Source organism: Vreelandella titanicae (assembly GCF_014697095.1).
Classification (GTDB): domain Bacteria; phylum Pseudomonadota; class Gammaproteobacteria; order Pseudomonadales; family Halomonadaceae; genus Vreelandella; species Vreelandella titanicae.
Window position 1 is genome coordinate 5,080,010 of the sequence record NZ_CP059082.1, and the last position, 23,992, is coordinate 5,104,001.

Consider the following 23,992-nt stretch of genomic DNA (forward strand, 5'->3'; position numbering starts at 1 on the left):
CATGACATCATCAGCCTATAAAAATCTTATGTTACCAATATTGCTTATATTAATTTTATTATCTGCGGCTAACGCTGATGATCAGCAGCGTGATGTTACTTTTGATTATGCGGTGGCAGATACGCTTAGTGCCTTACACCAACCACCCATTGCTTTAGCTGGCCTAGCACAATACAGACAATTATACAAAGAATATCTACTTCCTGATACCTTTGAACTCGGACTTAGGTTTCAACCCAATCTTGAGTATCTTGCATCACTGAAACCTGATGACATAGTGATAGCACCACCAGCCCATCTGAACTTAGAAGACAAACTTTCCCGTATTGCTCATGTAGTAAAAATCCGGCCATTTATGCAAGGTCTGGATGTTTGGCTAAGCCTTGAACAATTGACCAGGGATGTGGGGGAGCTGAATGGCGGGCAACAGCAGGCCGAAGCATTCATTGACTCTGTAGAAGCCAGAATGTCAGCGATTGCGGCACAGATTGGGAGGCCTGCAGAAACTCTACTGATTATCGAAATCCGAGACAACCAGCATGTGCGTGTCTATGGGCCAGGGAGCCTGGAAGATGCAGCTTTGACACGGCTTGGATTTGAAAATGCTTGGCAGGGGCCTACTAATAACTGGGGGTTCAGTACTCTTTCAGTTCGTGAAGCATTTGCACTAACAGGCCAAATCGTTGTTCTCCAGCCAGCTTATTCTCAAGACATATCTGGTTCAACATTACCAAAGTCAGGGCTATGGCAGCATTGGCTAGATGATACGTCGGTAAGTATGGAAAGAAACTATTGGCCATGGGGAGGCTTCCCTTCCATGCTCCGCTTTGCTGAATCTCTCAAAGAAGCACTACAAGCAGATACCCAAACTTAATCAAAGCGCGCTAAGCGTACCTAGCGCGCTACTGAAACCACCTTAAGAGTTATAAACTCAAAAAATTATATTATTCAAAATAGGTTTTTCTCCACTTCGTACGAGTGTTGCCCAGCACTAACTCTTAACCGCTTCTCCAGTTGAGAGAGCAAGGCACTATCAGTAATGATTGAGAAATGATCATTGAGAGTCTCAATTGAGGTTTTCGGGACGCTATTCAACTGATTCGCCAGCGCCTGCTGTTCTTCCCAAGCTCTTCCCGCTTCCCACCAACAGTCCACTTCACAGTTTAACGCTGGCAAGGTATCAAGCTGCTGTGAAAGCAATTTCAGATAACGCGCCACACAAAATATCCGAGCAAGTGCTTCACTACCCAGTGCAGCATAACCCTCGCGACCATGTATATCGGATGATGCTATTGATCTCTCCAACTTAATGGCAATTTCTTCCTCGCTCGGCTCTTTCGTGTCCTCTTCATTACTTTCGAATGCTTCAAGCGAAGCACCTGGCAGTATGACCGATGAGAAACTAACAAGATCTCGCTGCCAGCTATCCTCACTATGTGGACCACCGCCCGGTATATAGGGATCTATCAAAGCCAGTTGACTCACACCTTGCCCGAGCCCTTCAAGTCGAGCCGCAATCATCGCAGCCAATGCCCCGCCAAGAGACCATCCTAATAGCCGATAGGGGCCCACAGGCTGTATGCGACGTATTGTCTCCACATAATCATCAGCCATTGCTTCAAGTGAGGAATCTCGATGCTGTGGATCGGTCAACATTCGGCTTGGCAGACCGTAAACAGTGCATACTCCGTGCAAGCGCCGGGCTAACGGCTGATAATCAAAAACTGTTCCCATTACGGCATGGATGCAGAACAGCGGTGGCTGATTAGCACACTCGCCATTTAGCATGATAGCCCCTTTGGGCAGCACCTCAGTGTTTTTCCTCACTCCCAGCAGATCAGCAATGGTCGGTTTCTGCATTAGGTCAAACAGCTTAAAGTTAAGCTGTGGTTCCTCTAAAACTTGTACTCGGCTCATCACTTGTAGGCTCAACAGAGAGTCTCCACCCAGCTCGAAGAAGTTGTCGGTCTCGCCGATCCGTTTAATGCCAAGCACTTCTTGCCATATCTCGGCGAGCTTTCGGGCTGCCCGGGTCGAGGGAGCGACATACTTGCGGCCTTCCTCAACATTAGGTTCAGGTAGTGCCTTGCGCTCCACTTTGCCGTTGGCATTTAGCGGCAGTGAATCGAGCATGACCACGACTCCTGGCACCATATAGTCAGGCAATCGTTGACCCAAACGCTCGCGTAGTATGGTGGTGTCGAGTTCAATGCCGACTTGGGGAACTACGTATGCCACTAGCCTCGAACCATTTAGGCCCTCTTGGGCGACCACAACCGTCTCACGAACCTCTGGCTGAGATAATAGTTCGGCTTCAATTTCTCCTAGCTCAATACGCAAGCCGCGGATCTTCACTTGATGATCAAGGCGGCCCAGGTACTCGAGCTGGCCATCCTCCCGCCAGCGAACTAGATCGCCGGTACGGTAAAGGCGTTCGCCTGCAGCAAATGGGTCGGCAACAAAACGCTCCGCCGTTAAATCACTTCGATTGAGATATCCACGGGCCAGACTTACCCCGCCCAGGTATAACTCACCCGCTACACCCTGTGGGACGAGGGTGAGCTCATCATCTAATACATAGGTGCGCGTGCCACTGATGGGACGTCCAATGGGTATTTGACGTTGAGTGTCACCACGACACCACCAGTGAGTGACATGAATGGTGGTTTCTGTGGGGCCATAAAGATCGTGCAGGTTGGCACCCTCAAGACACTCAGCTACGTCCTGCTGTAACGTGGCTGGAACGGCCTCGCCACCGCACATAATATGCTTGAGCCGCGTCCTGGTCTTAACATCGGGATAGGTCAGGAAGGCCTTTAACATTGAGGGCACAAAATTGAGCGTGGTAACGCCGTGCCGCTGGATCAGCTCAATGATGCGCTCTGGATCTCGATGATCACCTGGCTGAGCTACCACTAGGCGAACCCCGACACTCAATGGCCAGAAAATCTCCCATACTGAAACGTCAAAACCGAAAGGTGCCTTGTGTAGTACGGCATCCGTATCGTTGAGCTGATAGGTTTGCTGCATCCAGACCATGCAATTAGTTAAGGAATCATGGCGGATGGCCGCACCTTTAGGCTTCCCAGTAGAGCCCGAGGTGTAAATCACATAGGCTAGATGCTCGCCGTGCAGCTCCACCTCCGGGTTAGTTGACGCATGATGCGCCACATCCAGCCGGTCCAGTTCAATAACATTCAGCCCATCGGTCACCGGCAACAACTCGCGCAAGTGTTGCTGGGTGATCAGCAATTCTATACCGCTATCTTCGGCTATGTAGGCCAAACGTTCGGAGGGATAATCAGGATCCAGCGGCACATAAGCACCACCCGCTTTGAGAATACCCAACAGCCCCACCACCATTTCGATGGAGCGTTCCATAGCGATGCCCACGCGGGTTTCGGAACGCACGCCCATACCGATCAAGTAATTGGATAAACGGTTGGCACGGGTATTGAGTTCGGCGAAGCTAAGAGATGTGTTTTCGAATACTAGCGCCGTGGCCTCTGGGATTACCGCAGCTTGGCGCTCAATCAAGTGGTGAATAGGTGGAGTATCGGGTATCTGGTCTGAGCTTTCTCCCCATTCGTTTAACAGATACTTCTCGTCCTCCCCTAGCAACGTGATGTTGCTCACAGCTTGTTGCGGTGCCGTTTTTAGGCTCTCTATGATACCTGCAATGGATGTGCACAAGTAGTCGCACAGCCGCTGAGCACTGATCAAGCGGCTGGTCTGCCCAACCAGTTGGAAGCCTTCGCCAAGATCATCGACTGACATCACAATTGGGTAGTTGGTACGACCCCTATTGCCTAATGCCTCCATACCGTCCCACGCCCGGCTAGTTGCATCTTCCTTCTCTGGAGCACTGTAACGATAGTTCAGCAAGGTTGAGAACAGTGGTGATCCTCCACCTACTCCGCTGCATCGCTGTGCTAGTCCGAGACTAGCATGCTCGTGGTTCAACAATTCGGCCAACTCACTATGGGTCTGGCGTAAACAGTCGGCCACACTGTTAGTACCTAGTCTAATACGAATAGGTAAAGTGTTAATGAACATCCCAAGTGCTCTTTCGGCGCCCTCAATACCTTGCATACGGCCAAATAGTAGAGTGCCGAACACCACATCGTCCCGCCCCGTCGTTTTACTCAGCACGTGCGACCAGGCTAGGTGAAATAGGGTAGCGGTACTGACACCATGTCGCTGTGCCTGCTGTCGAACTTGTTGGGCCAGTTCTTCTGTCAGTGGTAGGCGAATCTCCTCAATACCACTGCCATCGCCGCGTACATCCAGTAATCCGAATGGAGCAGTAGGCTCGTCCACATCACCCAGCTTCTCTCTAAAGAAAGCCTCATGCTCTACCGGACTCACCCCCAACCTTGCCTGTGCTACGAAGTTTCGGAATGGCAGCGGTTTGGGTAACTCGCCTTCTCGTCCTTGCTGGATTAGGGCAATCTCGTCCACTAGCAGATCAAGTGTGGTGTGATCCAGTACCAGGTGGTGGCTGGGCAGTTGCAGCAGCCATCGCCCTTGCTCAGCATCTTGTGCCGCAATAGCTCGCGCCATCGGCGCCTGGCGTACATCAATGCGATAGTGTTCAGGATCCACATAGGCGTTTAGTCGTTCGGAAACGCTGCACGAAACACCGGTTTCTTCCAGTTCCAGCCACTCCACCTCTAGTGAGGCGTGCCGGTGCACCACTTGTACTGGTTCATGAAGCCCTTCCCAGAGCACTGCTGTGCGCAAAATATCGTGACGGGTAATCAGTTGATTGAAACCAGCAACAAACTGCTCAAGCCGTTCCTGACTATCAAAACCAAGTAAGCAAGGGAGTACATAAGTGTCACCCTCCTCCTGCAACCGATGATGGAACAGGATGCCCTCCTGCAATGGCGCCAGAGGGTAGATATCCTGGATATTGGTCGCTCCGCCTGGCACTGCATCTTCTATGCGACTGATTTCATCAGTATCCAAATTGATCAGTGTCAGCATATCCGGCTGGATCGACTGACAATGCTCTGGAATCCTATTGGGCGGTACAACCAGTTGTTTCCTATTAGGCTCTAGGGACAGTGCCTTGGCGAAGGTCGCCAATTCGGGCGACTGGAACAGCGTTCGTACTTGAGACTCAAGGCCTCGAACCCGCATACGCTCGAGCACACTCAGTGCCAACAGCGAATGCCCCCCTAACTCGAAGAAATTGTCGTGACGCCCTACCCGCTCGACACTCAGCACCTCGCTCCAAATCGCCGCTAGCGTCTCTTCCGTCTCACCTTGGGGTGGCTCATATTGCGCGCTACTGGCGAAGTCCGGCTCGGGCAATGCCTTGCGATCCACCTTGCCGTTGGGCGTTAGTGGCAAGGAATCGAGCATTACCACTAAACTTGGCACCATATAGTCGGGCAATACCTGCCCTAGACGCTCGCGTAGCTCTGCCGTATCGATCGACTCATGTGGCTGGGCGACGGCATAAGCCACTAACCTGGCGCCTCCTGGCCCTTCCTGGGCCACCACTACCGCTTCTCGTATAACATCGAATTCCACCAGCCGGGACTCTATCTCTCCCAGCTCAATGCGCTGGCCCCGTATCTTGACCTGCTGATCGGTGCGGCCGATGTACTCCAGCACACCATCAGTGCGATAGCGGGCCAGATCACCCGTCCGATAGAGCCGTTCTCCGGGCACTTCAGCATACGGGTTGGGCACGAAGCGATCCGCCGTCAGCTTCGGCTGATTCAGGTACCCCCGCCCAACACCGACACCGGCGACATATAGTTCGCCGCTCACCCCCATAGGTAATAGGTTTAATTGACTGTCGAGAACGAGTAGCTGGGTGTTATCAGCCGGTTTGCCGATCGGCACCACGGCTAAGTGCTCGTCATCGCCGCTTCGCAGCAAGTGCAGGGATACGTCATCGGCGCATTCTGCAGGGCCGTACGCATTGACCAATGGGATCGCCGGGTAGCGTGCGAACCATTGGCGGACTAGCTCAGACGTGGAGGCTTCGCCCGTGGGCAGCAGCCAGCGCAGTGCTAGCAGGTCGACTGGGGCAGTGTTCAACATTCCCTGGATCAGTGCGGGTACGCTTTGCAGTATCGTGACGCCGTTGTCGTGCGCATAAGGAAGCAACGCACTGGGGTCGCGTGCAATCTCATCAGGCACGATCTCGATGCTGGCGCCACACAACAGCCCCGCCAACGTTTGCCAGACGGAGATATCGAAACTCAGCGCTGCGGTCTGGGCAATGACATCGCTGGCCGACAGATCCAGGTAGGGAACCTTGCTCAATTGGTTGTTGAGCATGCCACGATGGCTAACGACGACACCCTTGGGTTCACCGGTCGAACCGGAGGTATAGATGATATAGGCGGCCTGATCAGGGTGAGCCGTTACAGCGGCATCCCCCTCTAGTCTTTCCGCCGTGACGAGATCCTCGAACACTATCATCCGCGGTGGGTTGGGCATGGATTCAAGCACAGTTTCGAGACGCGGTGTTTGCTCAGCAGTGGCGACTAGAACCGATGCATGGCTGGACGCCAGCATATCGGCGATACGCTGATCAGGAAGTCGGGTATCCAGCGCTAGATACGCACCGCCAGCCTTAAACGTACCCAGAATCATGCTTGGCAACGCTAGGCCGCGCTCGGCATGCAGGGCTACGACATTATCCTTCTTCACCCCTGCTTGCCGCAGTGCTTGGGCAATGCGATTGGAGGTGTCCTCTAGCTGATCATAAGTGAGTGTCTCTCCCTGATGGCGAACGGCAACTTGGCGTGGATGCTGTCGTACCTGCTCACGGAACAGGTCGATATAACCTCGCTCAAAGGGATAAGCAACCGACTGCCCTCTACATTGCGCCCGCTGTGTCTCCATCTCATTAACAGGCAATACGTCCAATTCATGATAGGGAGCATCAGGCCTGTCAATAATGTGCAAGAGAATTTGACGGAAGCCCGAGAGCAGCCTCTCGACCTCGGAATCGTCAAACTTACGGGCGTCGTAGGAGAGCTGCAGCATCAATTGCTCGCCAGGCACCACCACTACGGTCAAGGGGTAATTGGTGTGGGTGCGGTTGCCCTTGATAGATACATGAAGATCATGGATTTTCTCCGTTATGCTGGCATCTATCGGCGCATTTTCGAATACAAAGAGGCTATCGAATAGACTGCGTCCTTGTGACTGCTTTCCCAACGATTGAATTTCGACTAACGGTAGATGCTCGTATTGACGCATCTCCAGGTTTTTCGCCAATAGCCCATGCAGCCAATCAAGGACAGATGTTTGCGGCGAAGGGGCTGACACACGCAGAGGGATTGTGTTGATAAACAGCCCCATCGTCTCCTGTATGCCCTCCAGTTCTAGCGGGCGCCCAGCCACTGTCACGCCGAATAGGATGTCATCCACCTGGGAAAGCCGCCCTAACAGCAGTGCCCATGCCCCTTGTACGATCGTATTGACAGTCAATTGATGCTGTCGGGCAACGTTCTGTAGCTCTGCACTCTCATCGTGGGAGAGCGAGGAGAATACATCAGCCACCGTGGCAACACTGTCGTGCGAACCATGCGGCTTAAGATAAGGAATCGGCGTTATCTCATCGAAACCTTCAAGCTCATGTTGCCAATAGTTGCGTAGCACATTGGCATCCTGCCGCTGCAACCAAGCGATAAAATCACGATACGGCCTTGGTTGCGTCAACTCGTGACTCGTCCCGAGACGATAGGCATCGTAATAGTGGAAAAAATCGCTGAGCAACAGGGAGCGGCACCAGGCATCCATCAGAATATGGTGGAAACTCTGTACGACGTAGAACAGGTTCTCCGCCAGTTGAATAATACGTACCTTTAGCAATGGTGGCCGTTCCAGGTCGAAGCCATCATCAAGCTCCTGACGCAATAACACCGCCAAGCGCCGATCGGCCTCATCCTCGTCAATACCGCGCCAATCGATATATTCCACGGGTGAAGGAATTTGCCGATACACCACCTGCAACTGTATCTCTTCGGTTTGCCATACGAACCCTGTACGTAGAACCTCATACCGTTCGCCGACTCGCTGCCAGGCTTTCTCGAAAGCATTGACGTCGATAGGCGAAGCAAACCGGTAGCGATCCTGCATCATGTACATACCAGCGCCTGGATTGAGCAGGGTATGCAATAGCAGCCCTTGCTGCATCGGCGCCAACGGGTAGATATCCTCAACATTGGCGACATCCAATCGCAAGCCGTCCAGTTGCCCTTGACTCAGCCCCGCCAGCGGGAAGTCCGAAGGTGTTGCGCCACGAACGCCACTAGCACAGTGCTCAATCAATACCTCTAGTTGCGCTTGGAAGCTTACTTGCAAGGCATGTATCGCTGCCTCGCTGTGAATCTCACGACTGTAATTCCAGTCGAAGCGCAGTTGGCCATCTTGAACCCAGGCCACCACCTCAATCCAGGTACGGCGCTTGCTTTGGGGCGCGCGAGCCTGCCCTGCATTCTCTTTAGCGAGCCGCCAGGCCCCATCGCCCTGTAGGGAGCGATCCAACTGGCCTAGATAATTGAAGGTGACCTGGGGGTAGGCACCACTAACCAGCGCGGGCTCTTCTTTCAAATAGCGCAGCACGCCGTAGCCGAGCCCCTTTTCAGGCACTTGGCGAAGTTGTTCCTTGATGGCTTTTAGGCTTGTACCGGGCTCCGCATTACCTGGGGTCAGGCGAACCGGGTAGAGCGAGGTGAACCAACCTACGCTGCGACTGAGATCGACACCCTCGAACAGGTCTTCGCGACCATGGCCTTCCAGTTCAATCAGTACGCTATCTCTCTCTACCCATTGGCACAGGGCGCTCGATAGTGCAGTGAGGAGCAGGTCATCTACCTGGGTACGATAGGCTTTATGCACCGGCCCCAGCAGTTGCGTGGTGGCCTCGGTAGGCAAGCTGCCAACGAGCGATGCGGTATCGGCGACGGTGTTGCTGCCATGGGGATTCCGTGCCGGTAGGCTGGGCTCTGGCGCTGTGACGAGACTTTCCCAATAGGAGCATTGCTCAGCCAAAGCCTCCGATTTGACATAGTCGGCCAGGGCACGCGCCCACTCATCTAGCGAGGTGGTTGCCGGTGGTAGGTCGACTGTCTTTCCTGCATTTAACTGCGCGTAGGCCGTTTGCAGGTCGTCGAGGATCACGCGCCACGAGACGCCGTCCACCACCAGGTGGTGAGCCACTAGCAGCAATCGTCCGCCGCGCTCGCCTCCCAGTGCCATCCAGATAGCACGGAACGGCCGCGCCAAACTCAGACTGCGTTGCGCAGCATCGGCAGCCTGGGGAATGGCCTGCGCCGGATCCGCATGATCGCTTACGTCCACGTGCTCGAGGAGATCGTCGGCTAGCTTGCCATAGGCTTGTTGCCAGCTATCGCCAACGCGCTCAAAGCGCAGCCGTAAGGCGCTATGGTGATCTACCACTGCCTCAATGGCACGCCGTAGCAGCGCGGTATCTACACCACTGTCCGCTTCCAGCATCAACGACTGATTCCAGTGGTGTGGCTCGGCAAAGTTCTGCTCGAAGAACCAGCGCTGTACCGGCAGCAGAGCAAAGGAAGCAGCCTTATTGGGCGCAGCCGCTTGTTTAGGAGCGGTAGCAGCCAAGGGCGTGGCCATCGCCGCCACTGCGGCAATGGTCTGCCCTTCCATCAACTGCTTGGGCGTTACCTTGTAGCCACGCTTACGCGAGCGCGCGACGATCTGCAAGCTGAGGATGGAGTCACCACCCAACTCAAAGAAGTTGTCGTTACGCCCCACCTGCTCGCAGCCGATTACGTCAGCCCAGACCTCTGCCAACGTCTCTTCTACTTCTCCCTGGGGCGCCTCGAAGGCTTTATCACTACCGGCTTGCACCGGCTCGGGCAGCGCCTTGCGATCCAACTTGCCATTGGCGGTTAGCGGTAAGGCATCCAGCCGTACCATGGCGCTGGGCAGCATATAGTCCGGCATGCGCTCGCCAAGCTGCGCGAGTAACACAGCATCATCAACGTCGCTCCCGGCTGCCATAACCACATAGGCGTACAGTTGCGCGCGTCCTTCCTCATTTTCCCGCGCTACCACTTCGGCCTCTGAGACCCCTGGCTGGTCGCGCAACAGGGCAGCGATCTCGCTCGGCTCCACCCGATAGCCGCGAATTTTGACCTGATCATCCACACGGCCAAGAAACTCCAGGCTACCGTCGGCCAGTTGGCGCGCACGGTCACCGCTGCGATAGAGCCGTTCCCCTGTATGGAAAGGGCTGGCGACGAAACGCTCCGCCGTTTGCCCCAGGCGCTGTAGATAGCCTTGAGCCAGTCCCGGCCCGCCCAAGTAGAGCTCCCCAGCTACTCCCTTCGGCACCGGATTAAGCCAGGGGTCAAGTACCCAGGCCTGAGCATTGGCCAGCGGTGTGCCGATCGGCAGTGTGCTGGCACCTCGATCGGCCATTTCGGCTTGTTGGGTGAGAACCCCTACCGTGGTTTCAGTGGGGCCGTAGTGATTAAGCACCCGGCAGGCTGGCTTGAGTTTGGCGATACGTTCCAGCAGCGCCCAGTCGGTCGCTTCGCCGCCCAGAATCAGGTGCTCGTGAGGAAGCACGTCAGCCGGAGTTGCAGCACTCAGCAGTGCCCGCAGGTGGCTGGGCACAATCTTGAGCACATCCACCTGCTGTTCCCGCATATAAGCCGCAAAGGCATCCGGGTCGAAAGCGCACTCGGGGGAAATGAGGTGCAAGGTACGGCCGGTGCACAAGGCACCAAACAACACCGTATGCCCCAGATCCGCCGCCACCGTCGAGACCATCGCCAGGTTGCGGGCATCCTCTGGTAGCGCCAGCGCCTCCAGAACGCCCTGCACATAATTGGCCAGAGCACCGTGACTCACCGCCACCCCCTTGGGCTTGCCCGTGGAGCCAGAGGTATAGATCACATAGGCGGTCTGCTGGGGATGGATGTCGGGCAGTTTGTGTTCTACTGCAGACGGAATATCATCGGCAAACGCCAGTTCCATTACTGGAACGTCACCGCTCCAGTCGCAAGCCATGCTGCTCAGCATTAAGCGAGCGCCACTGTCAGTCAGTTGATAGGCCAAACGTTCCGTAGGTAGTTGCGGATCCAGCGGTACAAACGCCCCGCCCGCTTTGAGTACGGCGAGAATGCCGAGCACGTACTCGCACGAACGCTCAGCGTGAATGGCAACGCGTACTTCAGGGCCGACTCCCTGTGCCATTAACTCTGCCGCTAACCGTTGGGCCTGAGCATCCAAGCTGGCATAGGTGGCTGCATTATCCGGTTCATCTTGCATCGCAAGTTGTTGGGAGTGCTCTTCGACGGCTCGATCCCAAAGCTCTATAACGCTCCCAGAAGTGAATGTAGTTGTATTTCCTTCAAGCACCGAAGTGGGGGCGGGGATTTCGAGCAATGCCAATGGCGTACTCGGCGTTTTCAGCACTTGCTCAGCCAGGCTTTGTAGTGCTTCGGCGAATCTCTTGACTGTTGTTTCGTCGAACAGTGCCGCCGCATAGGCGAATACACAGCGAATACCATCAGTGGTATCGGTAAAGTCAAAGCTCAGATCGAAGTGCGCATCACCGCCGCTTAGTCCTTCAAGATATACCTTTAAGTCACCTACTGCCTTTTCCCTCTCCAGCTCTTTCTGTTGGGTGCACTTGACCTGAAATAGCGGATGTACTCCAGGTTGGCGCTCAGGCTGTAACGCTTCTACCAGAGTATCGAAAGGAATATCCTGGTAGTCCTGTGCATCAAGCACGGTTTCTTTAACGGCGCCTAATAAGCTGGTAAACCCCTTGGTAGGCTCTAATAAGGTTCTCAGCACTTGAATATTGAGCAGGTAACCAATCAAACCATGTGTTTCAGCTTTGTTCCGATTAGCACTGGGAGAGCCTATACGTATGTCGCTTTGTCCACTGAAACGATGTAGCGTCAGCTTTAAAAGTGACAGCATCACCATATACAGTGAAGCGCCATGCTCACGGGCTAGCTGATGAATACCATGGCTCACCTCTTGAGATAATTGAACATGACACTGACCGACTTTCGATGTCGCCTGTGAGCCTCTTGGACGATCCAAAGGAAGCTCGATAGGCGTGTGCGAGCCCCCCAGGCGCTGGCGCCAATGGTTTAGCTGCCGCTCCATTTCGCCAGCCTCGAACCAATTTCGTTGCCAAACAGCATAATCACCAAACTGAATGGGTAACGAAGGTAATGCAGCATTGCGCTGTTGGATTCGGGCTTCGTAAAACTCGAACAACTCATTGATGAGCAACTGAATCGACCAACCGTCACAAGCGATATGGTGCAATACAATGGCAACTGCATGATGGTTAGTATCTAACTGGTAGATTGCCATGCGGAATGACGGCTCAACATCAATCGCAAACGGGCGCTGAGAGAACTCGCCAATGAGGCGCTGTAGCTCTTTTTCCTGCTCTAACTCGGTATATTGCTGTAAATCATCGTGTAATACGGGAACACGCCAGTCATTGAGAACCTCCTGGAGAGGTTCTCCCTCACTGCTCTGAGGGTATATCGTGCGGAGTACTTCATGGCGCGTCACAAGGTCATTCACACTCGACTCGAATGCAGCAACATCCAGTGGGCCTTGCAAATAAAACACACCTGGCATGTTGTAAGCCGGGCTTGCCGGATCAAGCTGCCATGTCAACCATAAGCTACGCTGCGAATATGACAACGGAAGTTGCTCAGCTCGGTTAACGGGCACGATAGGAAGCTCACGAAAATCAATGCCACTACTTCTCAGCTTATTCAGAAAACTTCGCTGCGCATCAACCTGTAATTCTGCAAAACGTTGAGCAATCTTTCTTTCGTCCAATTCCATGCCTTACTCCTCCAATTCGTTGAGCAGTTGATCCATAGTGGAGAGCCGCTTCGCGCGACCACCATCGGCATTAACCTGTTGTAACGCGACTCGTGTTGCCATTTTCGCCAGCGTCGGGTGTTCAAAAATAAGTCTTACTGGCAACACCTCTCCAAAGCGCTGCGTGAAACGTGCTGATATCTGAATCGCTGCAAGCGAGTGACCTCCTACCTCGAAGAAGTTGTCATGGCGGCCTATCCGTTCTGTCCCCAACACCTCGCTCCAGATCGCCGCTAGTACATCTTCCACCTCACCTTGAGGTGGCTCGTACTGCGTGCCGCTGATTAAGTCCGGCTCGGGCAGCGCTTTGCGATCCACCTTGCCGTTGGCATTCAGCGGCAGCGCATCTAGTGCTACCATCGCTCTCGGCACCATATAATCCGGCAACTGTTGGCTCAGTCGCTCGCGTAGTGGGCTAGTGTCGAGTTCGATGCCTACTTGGGGAACCACGTACGCCACCAGCTTCGAGCCATTAGGATCTTCTTGGGCGATCACCACTGCCTCGCTAACCTCTGGCTGAGCCAGCAGTTCAGCTTCTATCTCGCCCAGTTCGATGCGTAGGCCGTGGATCTTCACCTGGTGATCAAGGCGCCCCAGGTACTCGAGCTGTCCATCCTCCCGCCAGCGCACCAGATCCCCCGTGCGATAGAGGCGTTCGCCCTGCGCAAACGGATCAGCAACAAAACGTTCCGCCGTTAAATCACTACGGTTTAGATACCCCCGGGCCAGACTTACCCCACCCAAATACAGCTCTCCAGAGATGCCCTGAGGTGCTAGGTTGAGTTCACCATCTAATACATAGGTGCGGGTGCCGCTGATGGGCCGCCCAATGGGAATTTGGCGGTGAGTTTGATCACGACACCACCAATGAGTGACATGTATCGTGGTTTCGGTTGGGCCATACAGGTCATGCAGATTGGCACCATCAAGTCGCTCAGCCACATCTTGCTGTAACGTCGCTGGAACAGCCTCGCCACCGCACATAATATGTTTGAGACGCGTCTTGGTTTTAACATCGGGAAAGGCCAGGAAGGCCTTCAGCATCGAAGGCACAAAATTCAGTGTGGTAATTCCATGCTTCTGTATCAACTCAATGATACGCTCAGGATCGCGATGATCACCCGGCTGTGCGATCACCAAACGTGCCCCGACACTTAGCGGCCAGAAAATCTCCCATACAGAGACGTCGAACCCGAACGGTGCCTTGTGAAGTACGGCATCGGTATCGGTGAGCTGGTAGGTCTCCTGCATCCAGATCATGCAATTGGTCAAGGCATCATGTCGGATGGCGGTGCCCTTGGGCCGACCGGTGGAGCCTGAAGTGTAAATCACGTAGGCGAGGTGCTCGCCGTGCAGCACCACTGCAGGATTGGAAGAGACGTGATGTGCTATATCCAGTCGATCTAACTCAACAACGCTGAGTCCATCCGCTACCGGCAATGAGCCACGCAAGTGGTGCTGAGTCAGCAGCAGCTCGATGCCACTATCTTCGGCGATGAACGCCAGCCGCTCCGAGGGATACTCTGGATCCAGCGGCACATAGGCACCGCCCGCCTTGAGAATCGCCAGCAACCCCACCACCATCTCGATGGAGCGCTCCATGGCGATGCCCACTCGGGTTTCGGGGCGCACTCCCAGGCCGATTAGATAGTGCGCTAGATGATTGGCGTGGGTATTAAGCTCAGCGTAGCTGAGTGACTGATCAGCAAATACAAGCGCCGTGGTTTCAGGGGTTGCCGCAGTTTGTTGCTCAATCAAATGATGAACTGGCGCAGCATCGGAGTATCCTTGAGAGTTTACTCCCCATTGAATAAGTTGCTGCTGCTCAGAATTTTCAAGCAACTCGATATCGCCCAGTGCCTGCCCTGGTGACGTAAGCAACCTTTGCAGTAGTGTCTCAAAGTATCCTGCAAGGCGTTGAATGGTCTCAGGCTCGAAAAGCTCTGACGCATAAACCATGCTAAATTTCAGCTGTCCATCAGGGAAATCCCGCACCTCTAGCGTTAAATCGAACTGAGCATCCTGCTGTAGAAACCCTGACTCAGTCAGTGTCAGGTCGGGCAATGTCTGAAACGCCGTGAGATCCTCTTGCCGATAGTTGAACATGACCTGGAAAAGAGGGTTATGAGTCGAATTACGTGTGGGCTGTAGCGCTTCAACTAGCTGCTCAAAAGGTAAGTTTGAGTGCGCCAAGGCACCGACAACAGCGTCTTGACACTGTGTCAGTATCGTTTCAAATGAGTGGCGACTATTGATGTCATTGCGCAATACCAAGGTATTAACAAAAAAACCTATTACCCCCTCTATTTCCTGACGCTGCCGATTAGCTACCGGCACTCCCACGCGAATCTCTTGCTGCCCGCTATACCGTTGCAACAGTCCTTGAAAGCCGGCCAAGAGCACAGTGAAAAGGCTTGTATTCTGGCTCTCGGCGAGTCGGCGCAGGCCCACTTGGAGCTCGTTGGAAAGAGAAAACTCATACTGACCGGCACGCTTGGCCGTCGACGTCTGGCGGGGATGGTCGGTTGGCAAGTCCAACACAGGGTGCTCACTGCCAAGCTGTTGTTGCCAGTAAGCAAGCTGTCGCTCTCCCTCACCAGCTGCCAGCCAGTCACGCTGCCAACTTGCGTAGTCAGCGTATTGGACACGCAACTCAGGTAACTGAGCAGGCTCACGACGCATATGGGCACGATAGAAGGCCACCAACTCATCAAGCATGATCTGCATCGATACGCCATCGGAGATAATGTGATGCATGACAACGACCAAGGCATATGCATCGTCGCTCACACGCAGCAACGCGGCCCGCAACAAAGGGCCTGTTGAGAGATCGAACGGCTCATCATTAATCCGTCGTATCGTGTCATTCTCACGCTGCTGAGCCTCCTCAGCAGGCATGCCACGAAAATCGACGACCTCCAAGTCAAAGGAAGTGTCAGGTCTAATTAACTGTTTGGGACTCCCTCCCTTGTCAACGTAAAACAGAGTACGCAACGACTCATGCCGCGCTACCAAACCGTCAAAGGCATCACGCATTGCTGCAGTGTCCAGTTGGCCTGATAAATGCAGAACGCCACCGATGTGGTAAGCCGTACTCTCAGGTTCCAGTTGCCATAAAAACCATAGGCGTTGCTGGTCATGAGAGAGAGGTAGTGGCTCGGCACGGTGTGTAGGTGACAATATTGGGATCGGCGAGCGCCCAGAATTGACATGATCACTGCTGATACGCTCGACTTCATTTGCCATAGCGCCCAGTGAGGAGTGTTCGAACACTGACTTAGCTGAAAAATCAATCGCCCAATGATCGCTAATGCGTGAAGCTAACTGCACCGCCGCCAGAGAATTACCCCCGCTAGCAAAGAAGTGGGCATCTTTTCCCAACGGCTTTTCCTTGCCGTCCCCCAGCACCTGGTGCCAGAGCTTCGCCAACGTCTGCTCCGTTTCGCTTCCAGCTTCCGCCGTAGATTGCGATGACTTTCCTCCGCCCTCAGCGTCACCACCACTGACAAAATGCCCAAAGGCGTAAATGGCGTAGGCATCTAAGCTGCCTGCCTCCCAGCCTTGGCGGCAGGTGCTGCGCTGTAGCTTGCCGCTGGAGGTCTTGGGAAGCCCCCTAGGGTTAAGCAGTAGCACTACCGAAAGCGGCTCATGGCAAGTGCTCCCCACTGTCTCGCTTAGCGCTTCGACCAACTTCTCGGCGGGCACTAGTTTCTGCATGCCGCGGGAGACCTCTGCCGCAACGCCAATCCCCTCGGCGCCTTCGGGGGTGGTCACTGCAAAGGCCGCCACGCGCCCTTTGCGCACTGCTTCCACCTCGGCTTCGATAGCACACTCGATATCCTGGGGGTAGACGTTATGGCCGCGCAGAATGATCAGGTCTTTGATACGCCCAGCAATATACAACTGCCCTTGGTGCAGAAAGCCTAGATCGCCGGTGCGCAGCCAGCGATCATCGCGGGCGTCGTGGTTCTGTGCATCAGTATCATCGGTGCGCTGCCAACTAACCCCATCGCGGGTAACAAAGGCTTGAGCTGTTGCTTCTGGGTTGTGCCAATACCCATGTGCCACGCTGGGCCCATTGATCCAGATCTCGCCAACGTCACCTTCGGGCAGCGAGTGAAGCCCCTCGGGATCGACAATATCGATAGCGTGACCGGGTTCCGGTGTACCGCAGCCCACCAGGGTGTTGCCTTCAACCGCTGAGACAGCCTTTCCCTCGGCCAGCGACTGTTGAGAAAAAGCCGTGCCCACCACGCCCGTACCGCGCGAATTACAGCTAACCAATAGCGTCGCTTCGGCCAAGCCATAACAGGGTGCTGCGGTGTCAGCGGCAAAGCCCGCTGGGCGGAAGCGTTCGATAAAGCCCGTGAGGGTATCGTGGCGTACCGGCTCGGCGCCTGAGAACGCGACCCGCCAGCTAGATAAGTCGAGCGCCTCAAGCTGCTCGTCACGGATACGCTCAAGACACAGTCGATAGGCGAAATCGGGGCCACCACTAATGGTGCCCCGGTGGCGGGAGATCGCTTCCAGCCAGCGTACCGGCCGCTGTAAAAAGAAAGTGGGGCTCATCAATACCGCAGGGATACCGCGATAGATGGGCTGCAGCAGGCCACCGATCAGCCCCATGTCGTGGTAAAGCGGCAGCCAACTGACGAAAACATCGTCGGCACCAATCGAGAAGCCCGTCTCAATAGCACGCTCGTTCGCCATCAGGTTCCCATGGCTAACCATCACCCCTTTGGGAGTGGCCGTGGAACCTGAGGTGTACTGTAAAAAGGCGAGATCACCACGCTTTGGGCGATGCTCAATCCAGTGTTCAGCGCGGCTCTCATCTACGGCATCCACGGGGATCAGTTCGGCGCTGCCGAAGCCTTCGCTTGCAGATGCGACCACATCGATAATCGTTGTAGAGGTGAGCACACAGGCGGCCTGGGAGTCGGCGGCAATGGCGAGCAGACGTGCCAGATGTTGCTGCTTGGCCGACTCTGGAGGGAAGACCGGCACGGCAATCACCCCGGCATATAGGCAGGCGAAGAACGCCACCACATAGTGTTCATCGTTATCCAGCAGGATCAAGGCACGCTCACCAGCCGGGAACCGCTGCTGGAGCTCGCTGGCCAGGGCGCGGGAACGCCGCTCCAGGGTGGCGTAGTCAAGGGTGGTCTCACCTTGTGCGTTCACTACAATCAGCGCCCTGTCGCTGGGCCTTTCCCGGGCCAGGCGACTTAAATGCTCAACGAAGCTGTGGTTAACAACGTTATGGGACGGGTGGCTGTTCATCGTCTGGGCGTGCCTTATATTCATATGCGTACCTGCTGGAACTCCTGGCCGTGGCGTGGGATTGAGCCGTTGTATTCAGTCTTTGGAGAGGTTGCCGTGACCTTCCGCCATGGCGACGACGACTTTGCGCGGCCCTTTGAACGGCGTGCGTGCATGGGCGACCAGCATGTTGTCGAGCATTAGCACATCGCCTGCCTGCCAGGGGAACATCACCGTTTCGTCGGCCAGTACGCCGCGGATCTCATCGAAGATGGCATCGTCGATGGGGCTACCATCGGCAAAGAAGACGTTGCGCGGCATGTCTTCGGGGTCTAGCAGCTCTTCCAGCGACTCTCGTACCTCTGGCTGCAGGTTGGAGACATGGAAAAGATGGCCTTGGTTGAACCACACCTGCTCACCGGTGACAGGGTGAGTCTCTATGCTTTGGCATAACTGGGTGGTACGCAGGTCGCCATCAGGCTTCCACTCACAGCGAATACCCGCGCGCTGGCAGAATGCCTCCACTTCGGCGCGGTCTTCGGTGTTAAACACCTTTTGCCAAGGCATATCGAAATCGCCGTAGTTGCGTACGTAGAGAATGCCGGGGGCAAAGCGCTCGCGGATCTCTGCGGGCATACGGCGGTAAATAGCGCGGCTATCGGCAATGGGGGTTTCACCGCCCTCGGGAGAAGCGGTGACACAGTGGAACCAGATTTTCATCGGCCACTCGCGGGTGTAGGCCTGCTCATTGTGGAGGGGAATATGTTGATGGGCGGGGTATTCGGTGGAGGTATAAATGCCTGACGAAACCGCTGAGCGTGGCGTAGAAGCGAACTCATAGCTCAGCAGAGGATGACCAAAGGCGGCAGCAAACTGCTGAAAATCGTCCACGGAGGGAACATCGAAGCCTCTTAGCAACACCCCGCCGACTCTGGCCACCAGCGTCTCAATATCCGCGCGCAACTCGCCAAAGGCTTCCAGCAGTGGCTGCCCTGGGTAGGAGGGAGAAATCATAATGGGCAGCTCCGAATCAGCAGGCCCCTGACGTTTGGATATGGTGTTGGTTTGTTGCGTTGGTGTTGCGCTTTGGCTGTCCATTATTGATCTCCTGAAAATTCGTTGAGTAGCGTTTGCCCTGGGCGTTTGTGTGGGAATAGCCTGAATCGACATAGCCTGAATCGATATAACCCAGGGCAGCGGCATAGCCACTCGGCGCTGGCAGCGGCCATGCTTGCAAAGGTGATGACACGGGAAGCGAGTGCTCAAGGTGATAGGTGCCTGGCGACCCTAAAGAGGAAGTGATCGAGAGCGCCTGCAAATGATCAGCGATGCCCAGGCCCAGGGCTTTGAGCACCGCCTCTTTAACCACCCAGCGCTCCATGAAGGGCAGTGCGATGCCGTCGCGTGCGTGGTCGAGCTGCTCACTCGGCGATAGCACCAGCCCTTGCAGCGGCGCCAGTTCGGCCTCGGGTCGGCAACGCTCAATATCGACCCCCACCGCTCCGCCGGGAGCAATCGCGATCAGGGCGACATGGCCAGAGTGGGAGACATTGAAAGCAGGCCCATCAGCGTTTTCCAACGCTGGTTTGCCGTAAGCGTTCTGAGTGAACACCAACTTTTCTGGCGCTATACCGGTGTGCGCTGATAGCAGTCGCCGCAGGGCCGCTCGAGTCGCCACGGCGCGTACGACATCGGCGTGACGGCGAAGCCGCTGGGCGCGCTGCCACTCGGCTCGACTCAGCAACCGATCATCTTCGTCAGCCACCGGGGCGTTCAGACCGAGCGATAAGCGCCAGACTTCAAGCCCCTCAGGAGCCCCTTCAGCTAACTGCAGGCGCTGCATGGGGCACCTCCTCAAGCCGTCGAGTCAGCGCCCGTTCGATAGTCTCCAGCACTTGTGCTTGCTGCTGGCGAATAAAGAAGTGCCCTCCTTCGAACCAGTTCAACGAGAACGCCCCGCCCGCTTCTCGCTGCCACGCCTCTAGACGCTCTCTTTCGATATCGTCATCGCGCCCAGCGAACACCTGTAAGGGATAACCAAGCGGCGACCCGCCGCGATAGCGGAAACTGCGGCAGAGGCTATAGTCCGCCTCCAACACATCGAGAGTGAGGCGCAGCAGTTCCGGGCTTGCGAATACCTCCTCTGGGGTGCCGCCCTGCTGGCGTAGATCCGCAATCAGGGCTTTGTCGTTATCAAGGCCCGCCAAGCGGTCTGAATCGCGCATTGAGGGCCCCGCGCTGCCTGAGGCGAACAGCATCCGCGGCTGAGGTCGCCCTACATCGCGCAAGCGAGCTGCCATGCCGTAGGCCAACAACGCCCCCATGCTGTGACCGAACAGGGCAAAGTCGCCGCGCATCCGCGTTGCCTGCTCTTCGCACAGCCGCACGACCTGGGTCTCGAAGTCATCGATGAGCGACTCACCCAGGCGCTCACCACGCCCAGGCAGCTCGACGGGATATACCTCGATCCAGGCGGGCAACTGACGCTTCCAGCGCAGATACATGGTGGCGCTAGCCCCGGCACAGGGCAGGCAGAGCAGCCTTAAACGCTTAACCTGCATCCACCTGCTCCGCCTCAGCGTTAGCCTGCTCATCCATCCACTGGCGCAGCGACAGTGGCCGCATATCAGTCCAGGTCTTTTCGACGTAGTCGAGGCAGGTTGGCTTATCGCCGAGTACGCCGGTATCGGTCCAGCCAGCGGGAATCGCTTTCCATTCTGGCCAGAGGGAGTACTGCTCTTCGTGGTTGACTAATACGCGGAAGACACCATCTTCACGATCAAAACAGCTTGTCATGGGACTAACCTCATCGTTGCCAAAGGAATGAGAAATAAAACGCAATTACTTCTCATTACTCAATGACGAGTGAAGCGTCAGAAAATTTAATGCTGGGGGAGGAAAAGAGGAAAAATAAGGGGAGGGGCGGGGCCGCTAGGGCGTCGGTATAGAATTACTTATGCCAGGCTAAGAATTGCACCAGTAGGAGGCAGCTTTAGCTCGCGATCATTTAGAACAATCGAAGGAGGGGAATAAAAAACAGGGACTGATCAACTGCGCTCATCACCACTTGGAATCATCCCCGTTAGCAGCCATAGCTGTTCGGCTTCACGAAATACACGGCGGTGCTGAGAAGAAGCCGCTAACCACGCATGAAGCGCCTCGCGATCAGCGTCGCTCAACGTCTCTTCATGCTCGCGCATCAGCCAGTCTAGCGCCGTTTGCCAAACGGCATCATCGCCGCTGTCGTTATCCATCGTTACTGTCAAACCTCGCTACTGCTGCCTGCTGAACACCTGTCTCGGGAAGCGTGTAATATTATCAACGCTATTTGCTGACAGTGTAACAAAGCGACAACAAAGAAGGGACGGAACGTGGGCTTACCGATCTGGCAACATCTGACCTTGTAGCGACTGGCGGCAATGTGTCAGTGCATCGCGAATCATAAAATTAACTAACGTGGTGGAAATACCTAACAAGTGGGCCACTTCCCGCTGCGTATGACTTCCCGAACGATAGAGCTCAAAAGCGCGCCGCGTACGCTCGGGCAGCTCGTCCAACGCGTCCACCACCTGTGCCAAGGCCTGGCGGTCAATCGCGATCACCTCTGGAGAGTGTGACGCGTAAGAGGTGGTATCCCCCTCCTCTTCTTTTGCAAACAAAGTTGACTCAAACGCCGAACGGCGGCAACGGTCAATGGCGAGGTTGCGCACCACACGTGACACGTAAGATATGGGCTGCTTCACCTCAAAAAGCGTGGTTGCTTCCGAAATTTTTAGATAGGCGTCCTGCACGACATCATCGGCTTGATCAGCATTGCCCAATACTCTTGCGGCGACACAGCAGAGCCGGGGCCGCTGATTAACGAAGATATCTTCTAACTCAGCGCTCCAGGTCTGGGTATCCACAGCTCGGCCTCCTGCCTTGATTAACACCACGGAATAAATGGCAATAATTATTATTTGCGTTAGAGCCTGACAAGTCAACTGGTGAGAGCTAACTCACTTTTTATAACGATATGCTTGTTGGCAGCACTACTTCATGAGATGTTTCTCGTCTCCTCTCCAGCCCTTGTTACTTCGTTGCCACCAACGCCTTTACCTTAGCTGCGAACAACACTCGGCGCGCTGACAACTCGTGGCTAGGCATTTCAGCCCCTGAGCATGCTAAACTACTGCTGCTCGTATCGCTGTTTCTTGCTCTGGAGACCCACCGTGACGGATGCCCACCGCCGTAAGTTACCCATCGGGATTCAGACGTTCTCGGATATCCGCGAAGGGAACTATTACTACGTCGATAAGACACCGCACATTGAGCGTTTGGTTAACCAGAACAAATACTACTTCCTCTCGCGGCCACGCCGCTTCGGCAAAAGTCTCTTGCTGGACACCCTGCGCTGCCTGTTTGAAGGTCGCCAGGCGCTGTTCGAAGGGCTGTATCTCCACGACAGGTGGGACTGGCAGCAGCGCTACCCGGTGATTCGTATTAGCTTTGCCGATGGCGTGATGCAGGGCCGTGAAGGGCTGGATGAGCGTATTCGTGAGCAGCTACGCGTTCAACGAGAGCGACTCGGCATTACCCACCACCATAAAACCGATATACCGGGTGAATTTTCCGCCCTCATTCGTGCCGCCCACCAGCAGAGTGGTCAGCGGGTGGTCATCCTGATTGACGAGTACGACAAACCGATTCTGGATAACATCCTGGCGCCGGAGCGTGCCCGGGAACTGCGCGAGGGCTTGAAGAACCTTTACAGCGTTATTAAAGACGCCGATCCGCACCTGCACTTCGTGCTGCTTACCGGCGTGTCCAAATTCAGTAAGGTCAGCCTTTTCTCAGGATTGAATAACCTCAACGATATCACTCTGGATGCCCCCTTCAGCACGATTTGCGGCTATACCGACGAGGACATTGACACGGTGTTCACCGCTGAGTTGCCCGGCCTTGATCGCGAGGCGATCCGCCAGTGGTATAACGGCTACCGCTGGGGTGGCCGTGAGGTAACGTCCGTCTACAATCCCTTCGACGTGCTGTTACTGTTTCAGAAACGCGAGTTCGGCCCGTACTGGTTTGAGTCTGCCACACCGACGTTTTTGGTGGATATCCTCAAGCAGCGCGGAGTATTTACCCCGTCATTGGATCATTGGGAAACCGAGTATGAATTGCTCAGCCAGTTTGATGTTGACCAGATCAGCACTGAAGGTCTGCTGTTTCAAACCGGCTACCTCACCATTCAACAAGTAGAAGAGCCTCTGCGGGGCTACCGCCAGTACACCCTTGGCTTCCCTAACCGCGAAGTCGAAACCAGCCTCAACCATGCGCTGCTGCCGTCACTGGGGGTCGAGAACGCCCCACGCGAGCGCAGAACACTGTTTCGTCATTTAAGCCAGCACGACCTGGCCGGATTGGAAACGCACCTCAAAGCGCTCTACGCAGGTCTGCCCCACGACTGGTACCGCAACAATCCCATCGCCAAATACGAAGGGCATTATGCCAGCGTCTTTTACAGCCACTTTGCGGCCTTGGGGCTGGATGTAACCGTGGAGGACGCCAGCCACCATGGCAAGGTGGATATGAGCGTGGACTTTGGTGGGCATATCTACCTGTTTGAGTTCAAAGTGGTGGAACAACTGCCGGAAGGTAAAGCGCTGGAGCAGATCAAACATAAAGGCTATGCCGATAAGCACCGCGCTTCGGGCAAGCCCATCCACCTGATCGGCGTGGAGTTTTCCAGCGTTGAGCGCCAGATTGTGGCGTTTGAGGTGGAGACTCTTGAGTAGGTCGTAACACCCATCTGTGAGCATGCTAAACTGCTGCTCGTATCGCTGCTTTGCTCTGGAGACCCACT

The 23,992-nt window shown here is 55.2% G+C and carries 10 protein-coding genes; 2 read left to right on the plus strand and 8 right to left on the minus strand.

The window, feature by feature from the left end:
- The first annotated feature begins 1 nt into the window (after position 1).
- Positions 2-874: an ABC transporter substrate-binding protein gene (locus HZS52_RS23430; RefSeq protein ID WP_190373838.1), complete on the plus strand. Its 873-nt coding sequence runs from the start codon at positions 2-4 to the stop codon at positions 872-874.
- Positions 875-948: 74 nt separating this feature from the next.
- On the opposite strand, the gene HZS52_RS23435 is transcribed toward HZS52_RS23430, so the two are convergent.
- The 8 genes from HZS52_RS23435 to HZS52_RS23470 form a co-directional block, all read right to left on the minus strand.
- The gene (locus HZS52_RS23435) at positions 949-12,849 is read right to left on the minus strand and encodes an amino acid adenylation domain-containing protein (protein ID WP_190373839.1); all 11,901 of its coding nucleotides are present in this window, start codon (positions 12,847-12,849) and stop codon (positions 949-951) included.
- Between the two features lie 3 nt (positions 12,850-12,852).
- Positions 12,853-18,192 (minus strand): non-ribosomal peptide synthetase, encoded by a 5,340-nt coding sequence (locus HZS52_RS23440; protein WP_190373840.1) that lies wholly within the window; start codon positions 18,190-18,192, stop codon positions 12,853-12,855.
- A gap of 51 nt (positions 18,193-18,243) precedes the next feature.
- On the minus strand, positions 18,244-19,245 hold the full coding sequence (locus tag HZS52_RS23445) for a TauD/TfdA family dioxygenase (RefSeq protein ID WP_190373841.1): 1,002 nt from the start codon (positions 19,243-19,245) through the stop codon (positions 18,244-18,246).
- A complete protein-coding gene (locus HZS52_RS23450) occupies positions 19,178-19,990 on the minus strand; it encodes a 4'-phosphopantetheinyl transferase family protein (protein ID WP_022522942.1) in 813 nt (270 codons plus the stop codon). The genes HZS52_RS23445 and HZS52_RS23450 overlap by 68 nt, the downstream gene beginning before the upstream one ends.
- Positions 19,968-20,708 carry a thioesterase II family protein gene (locus HZS52_RS23455; RefSeq protein WP_190373842.1) on the minus strand — a complete coding sequence of 247 codons (741 nt, stop codon included), beginning with the start codon at positions 20,706-20,708 and terminating at the stop codon, positions 19,968-19,970. Before HZS52_RS23455 ends, HZS52_RS23450 begins: the two co-directional genes overlap by 23 nt.
- Positions 20,698-20,943 (minus strand): MbtH family protein, encoded by a 246-nt coding sequence (locus HZS52_RS23460; protein ID WP_022522944.1) that lies wholly within the window; start codon positions 20,941-20,943, stop codon positions 20,698-20,700. The genes HZS52_RS23455 and HZS52_RS23460 overlap by 11 nt, the downstream gene beginning before the upstream one ends.
- Before the next feature lie 251 nt (positions 20,944-21,194).
- On the minus strand, positions 21,195-21,413 hold the full coding sequence (locus tag HZS52_RS23465) for a FecR/PupR family sigma factor regulator (protein ID WP_223828009.1): 219 nt from the start codon (positions 21,411-21,413) through the stop codon (positions 21,195-21,197).
- A gap of 111 nt (positions 21,414-21,524) precedes the next feature.
- Positions 21,525-22,052 carry an RNA polymerase factor sigma-70 gene (locus tag HZS52_RS23470; RefSeq protein ID WP_035538912.1) on the minus strand — a complete coding sequence of 176 codons (528 nt, stop codon included), beginning with the start codon at positions 22,050-22,052 and terminating at the stop codon, positions 21,525-21,527.
- 255 nt (positions 22,053-22,307) lie between these two features.
- On the opposite strand from HZS52_RS23470, the gene HZS52_RS23475 reads away from it, so the two are divergent.
- Positions 22,308-23,924: an ATP-binding protein gene (locus tag HZS52_RS23475; protein WP_190373843.1), complete on the plus strand. Its 1,617-nt coding sequence runs from the start codon at positions 22,308-22,310 to the stop codon at positions 23,922-23,924.
- Positions 23,925-23,992: the final 68 nt, after the last annotated feature.

Bases quoted from the DNA above. Each gene is read 5' to 3' on its own strand.
- HZS52_RS23450 (WP_022522942.1), bottom strand. From the start codon at position 19,990: ATGCAGCGCCTGCAGTTAGCTGAAGGGGCTCCTGAGGGGCTTGAAGTC.
- HZS52_RS23435 (WP_190373839.1), bottom strand. From the start codon at position 12,849: ATGGAATTGGACGAAAGAAAGATTGCTCAACGTTTTGCAGAATTACAG.
- HZS52_RS23455 (WP_190373842.1), bottom strand. From the start codon at position 20,708: ATGCAGGTTAAGCGTTTAAGGCTGCTCTGCCTGCCCTGTGCCGGGGCT.
- HZS52_RS23460 (WP_022522944.1), bottom strand. From the start codon at position 20,943: ATGACAAGCTGTTTTGATCGTGAAGATGGTGTCTTCCGCGTATTAGTC.
- HZS52_RS23445 (WP_190373841.1), bottom strand. From the start codon at position 19,245: ATGGACAGCCAAAGCGCAACACCAACGCAACAAACCAACACCATATCC.
- HZS52_RS23440 (WP_190373840.1), bottom strand. From the start codon at position 18,192: ATGAATATAAGGCACGCCCAGACGATGAACAGCCACCCGTCCCATAAC.
- HZS52_RS23430 (WP_190373838.1), top strand. From the start codon at position 2: ATGACATCATCAGCCTATAAAAATCTTATGTTACCAATATTGCTTATA.
- HZS52_RS23475 (WP_190373843.1), top strand. From the start codon at position 22,308: ATGCTAAACTACTGCTGCTCGTATCGCTGTTTCTTGCTCTGGAGACCC.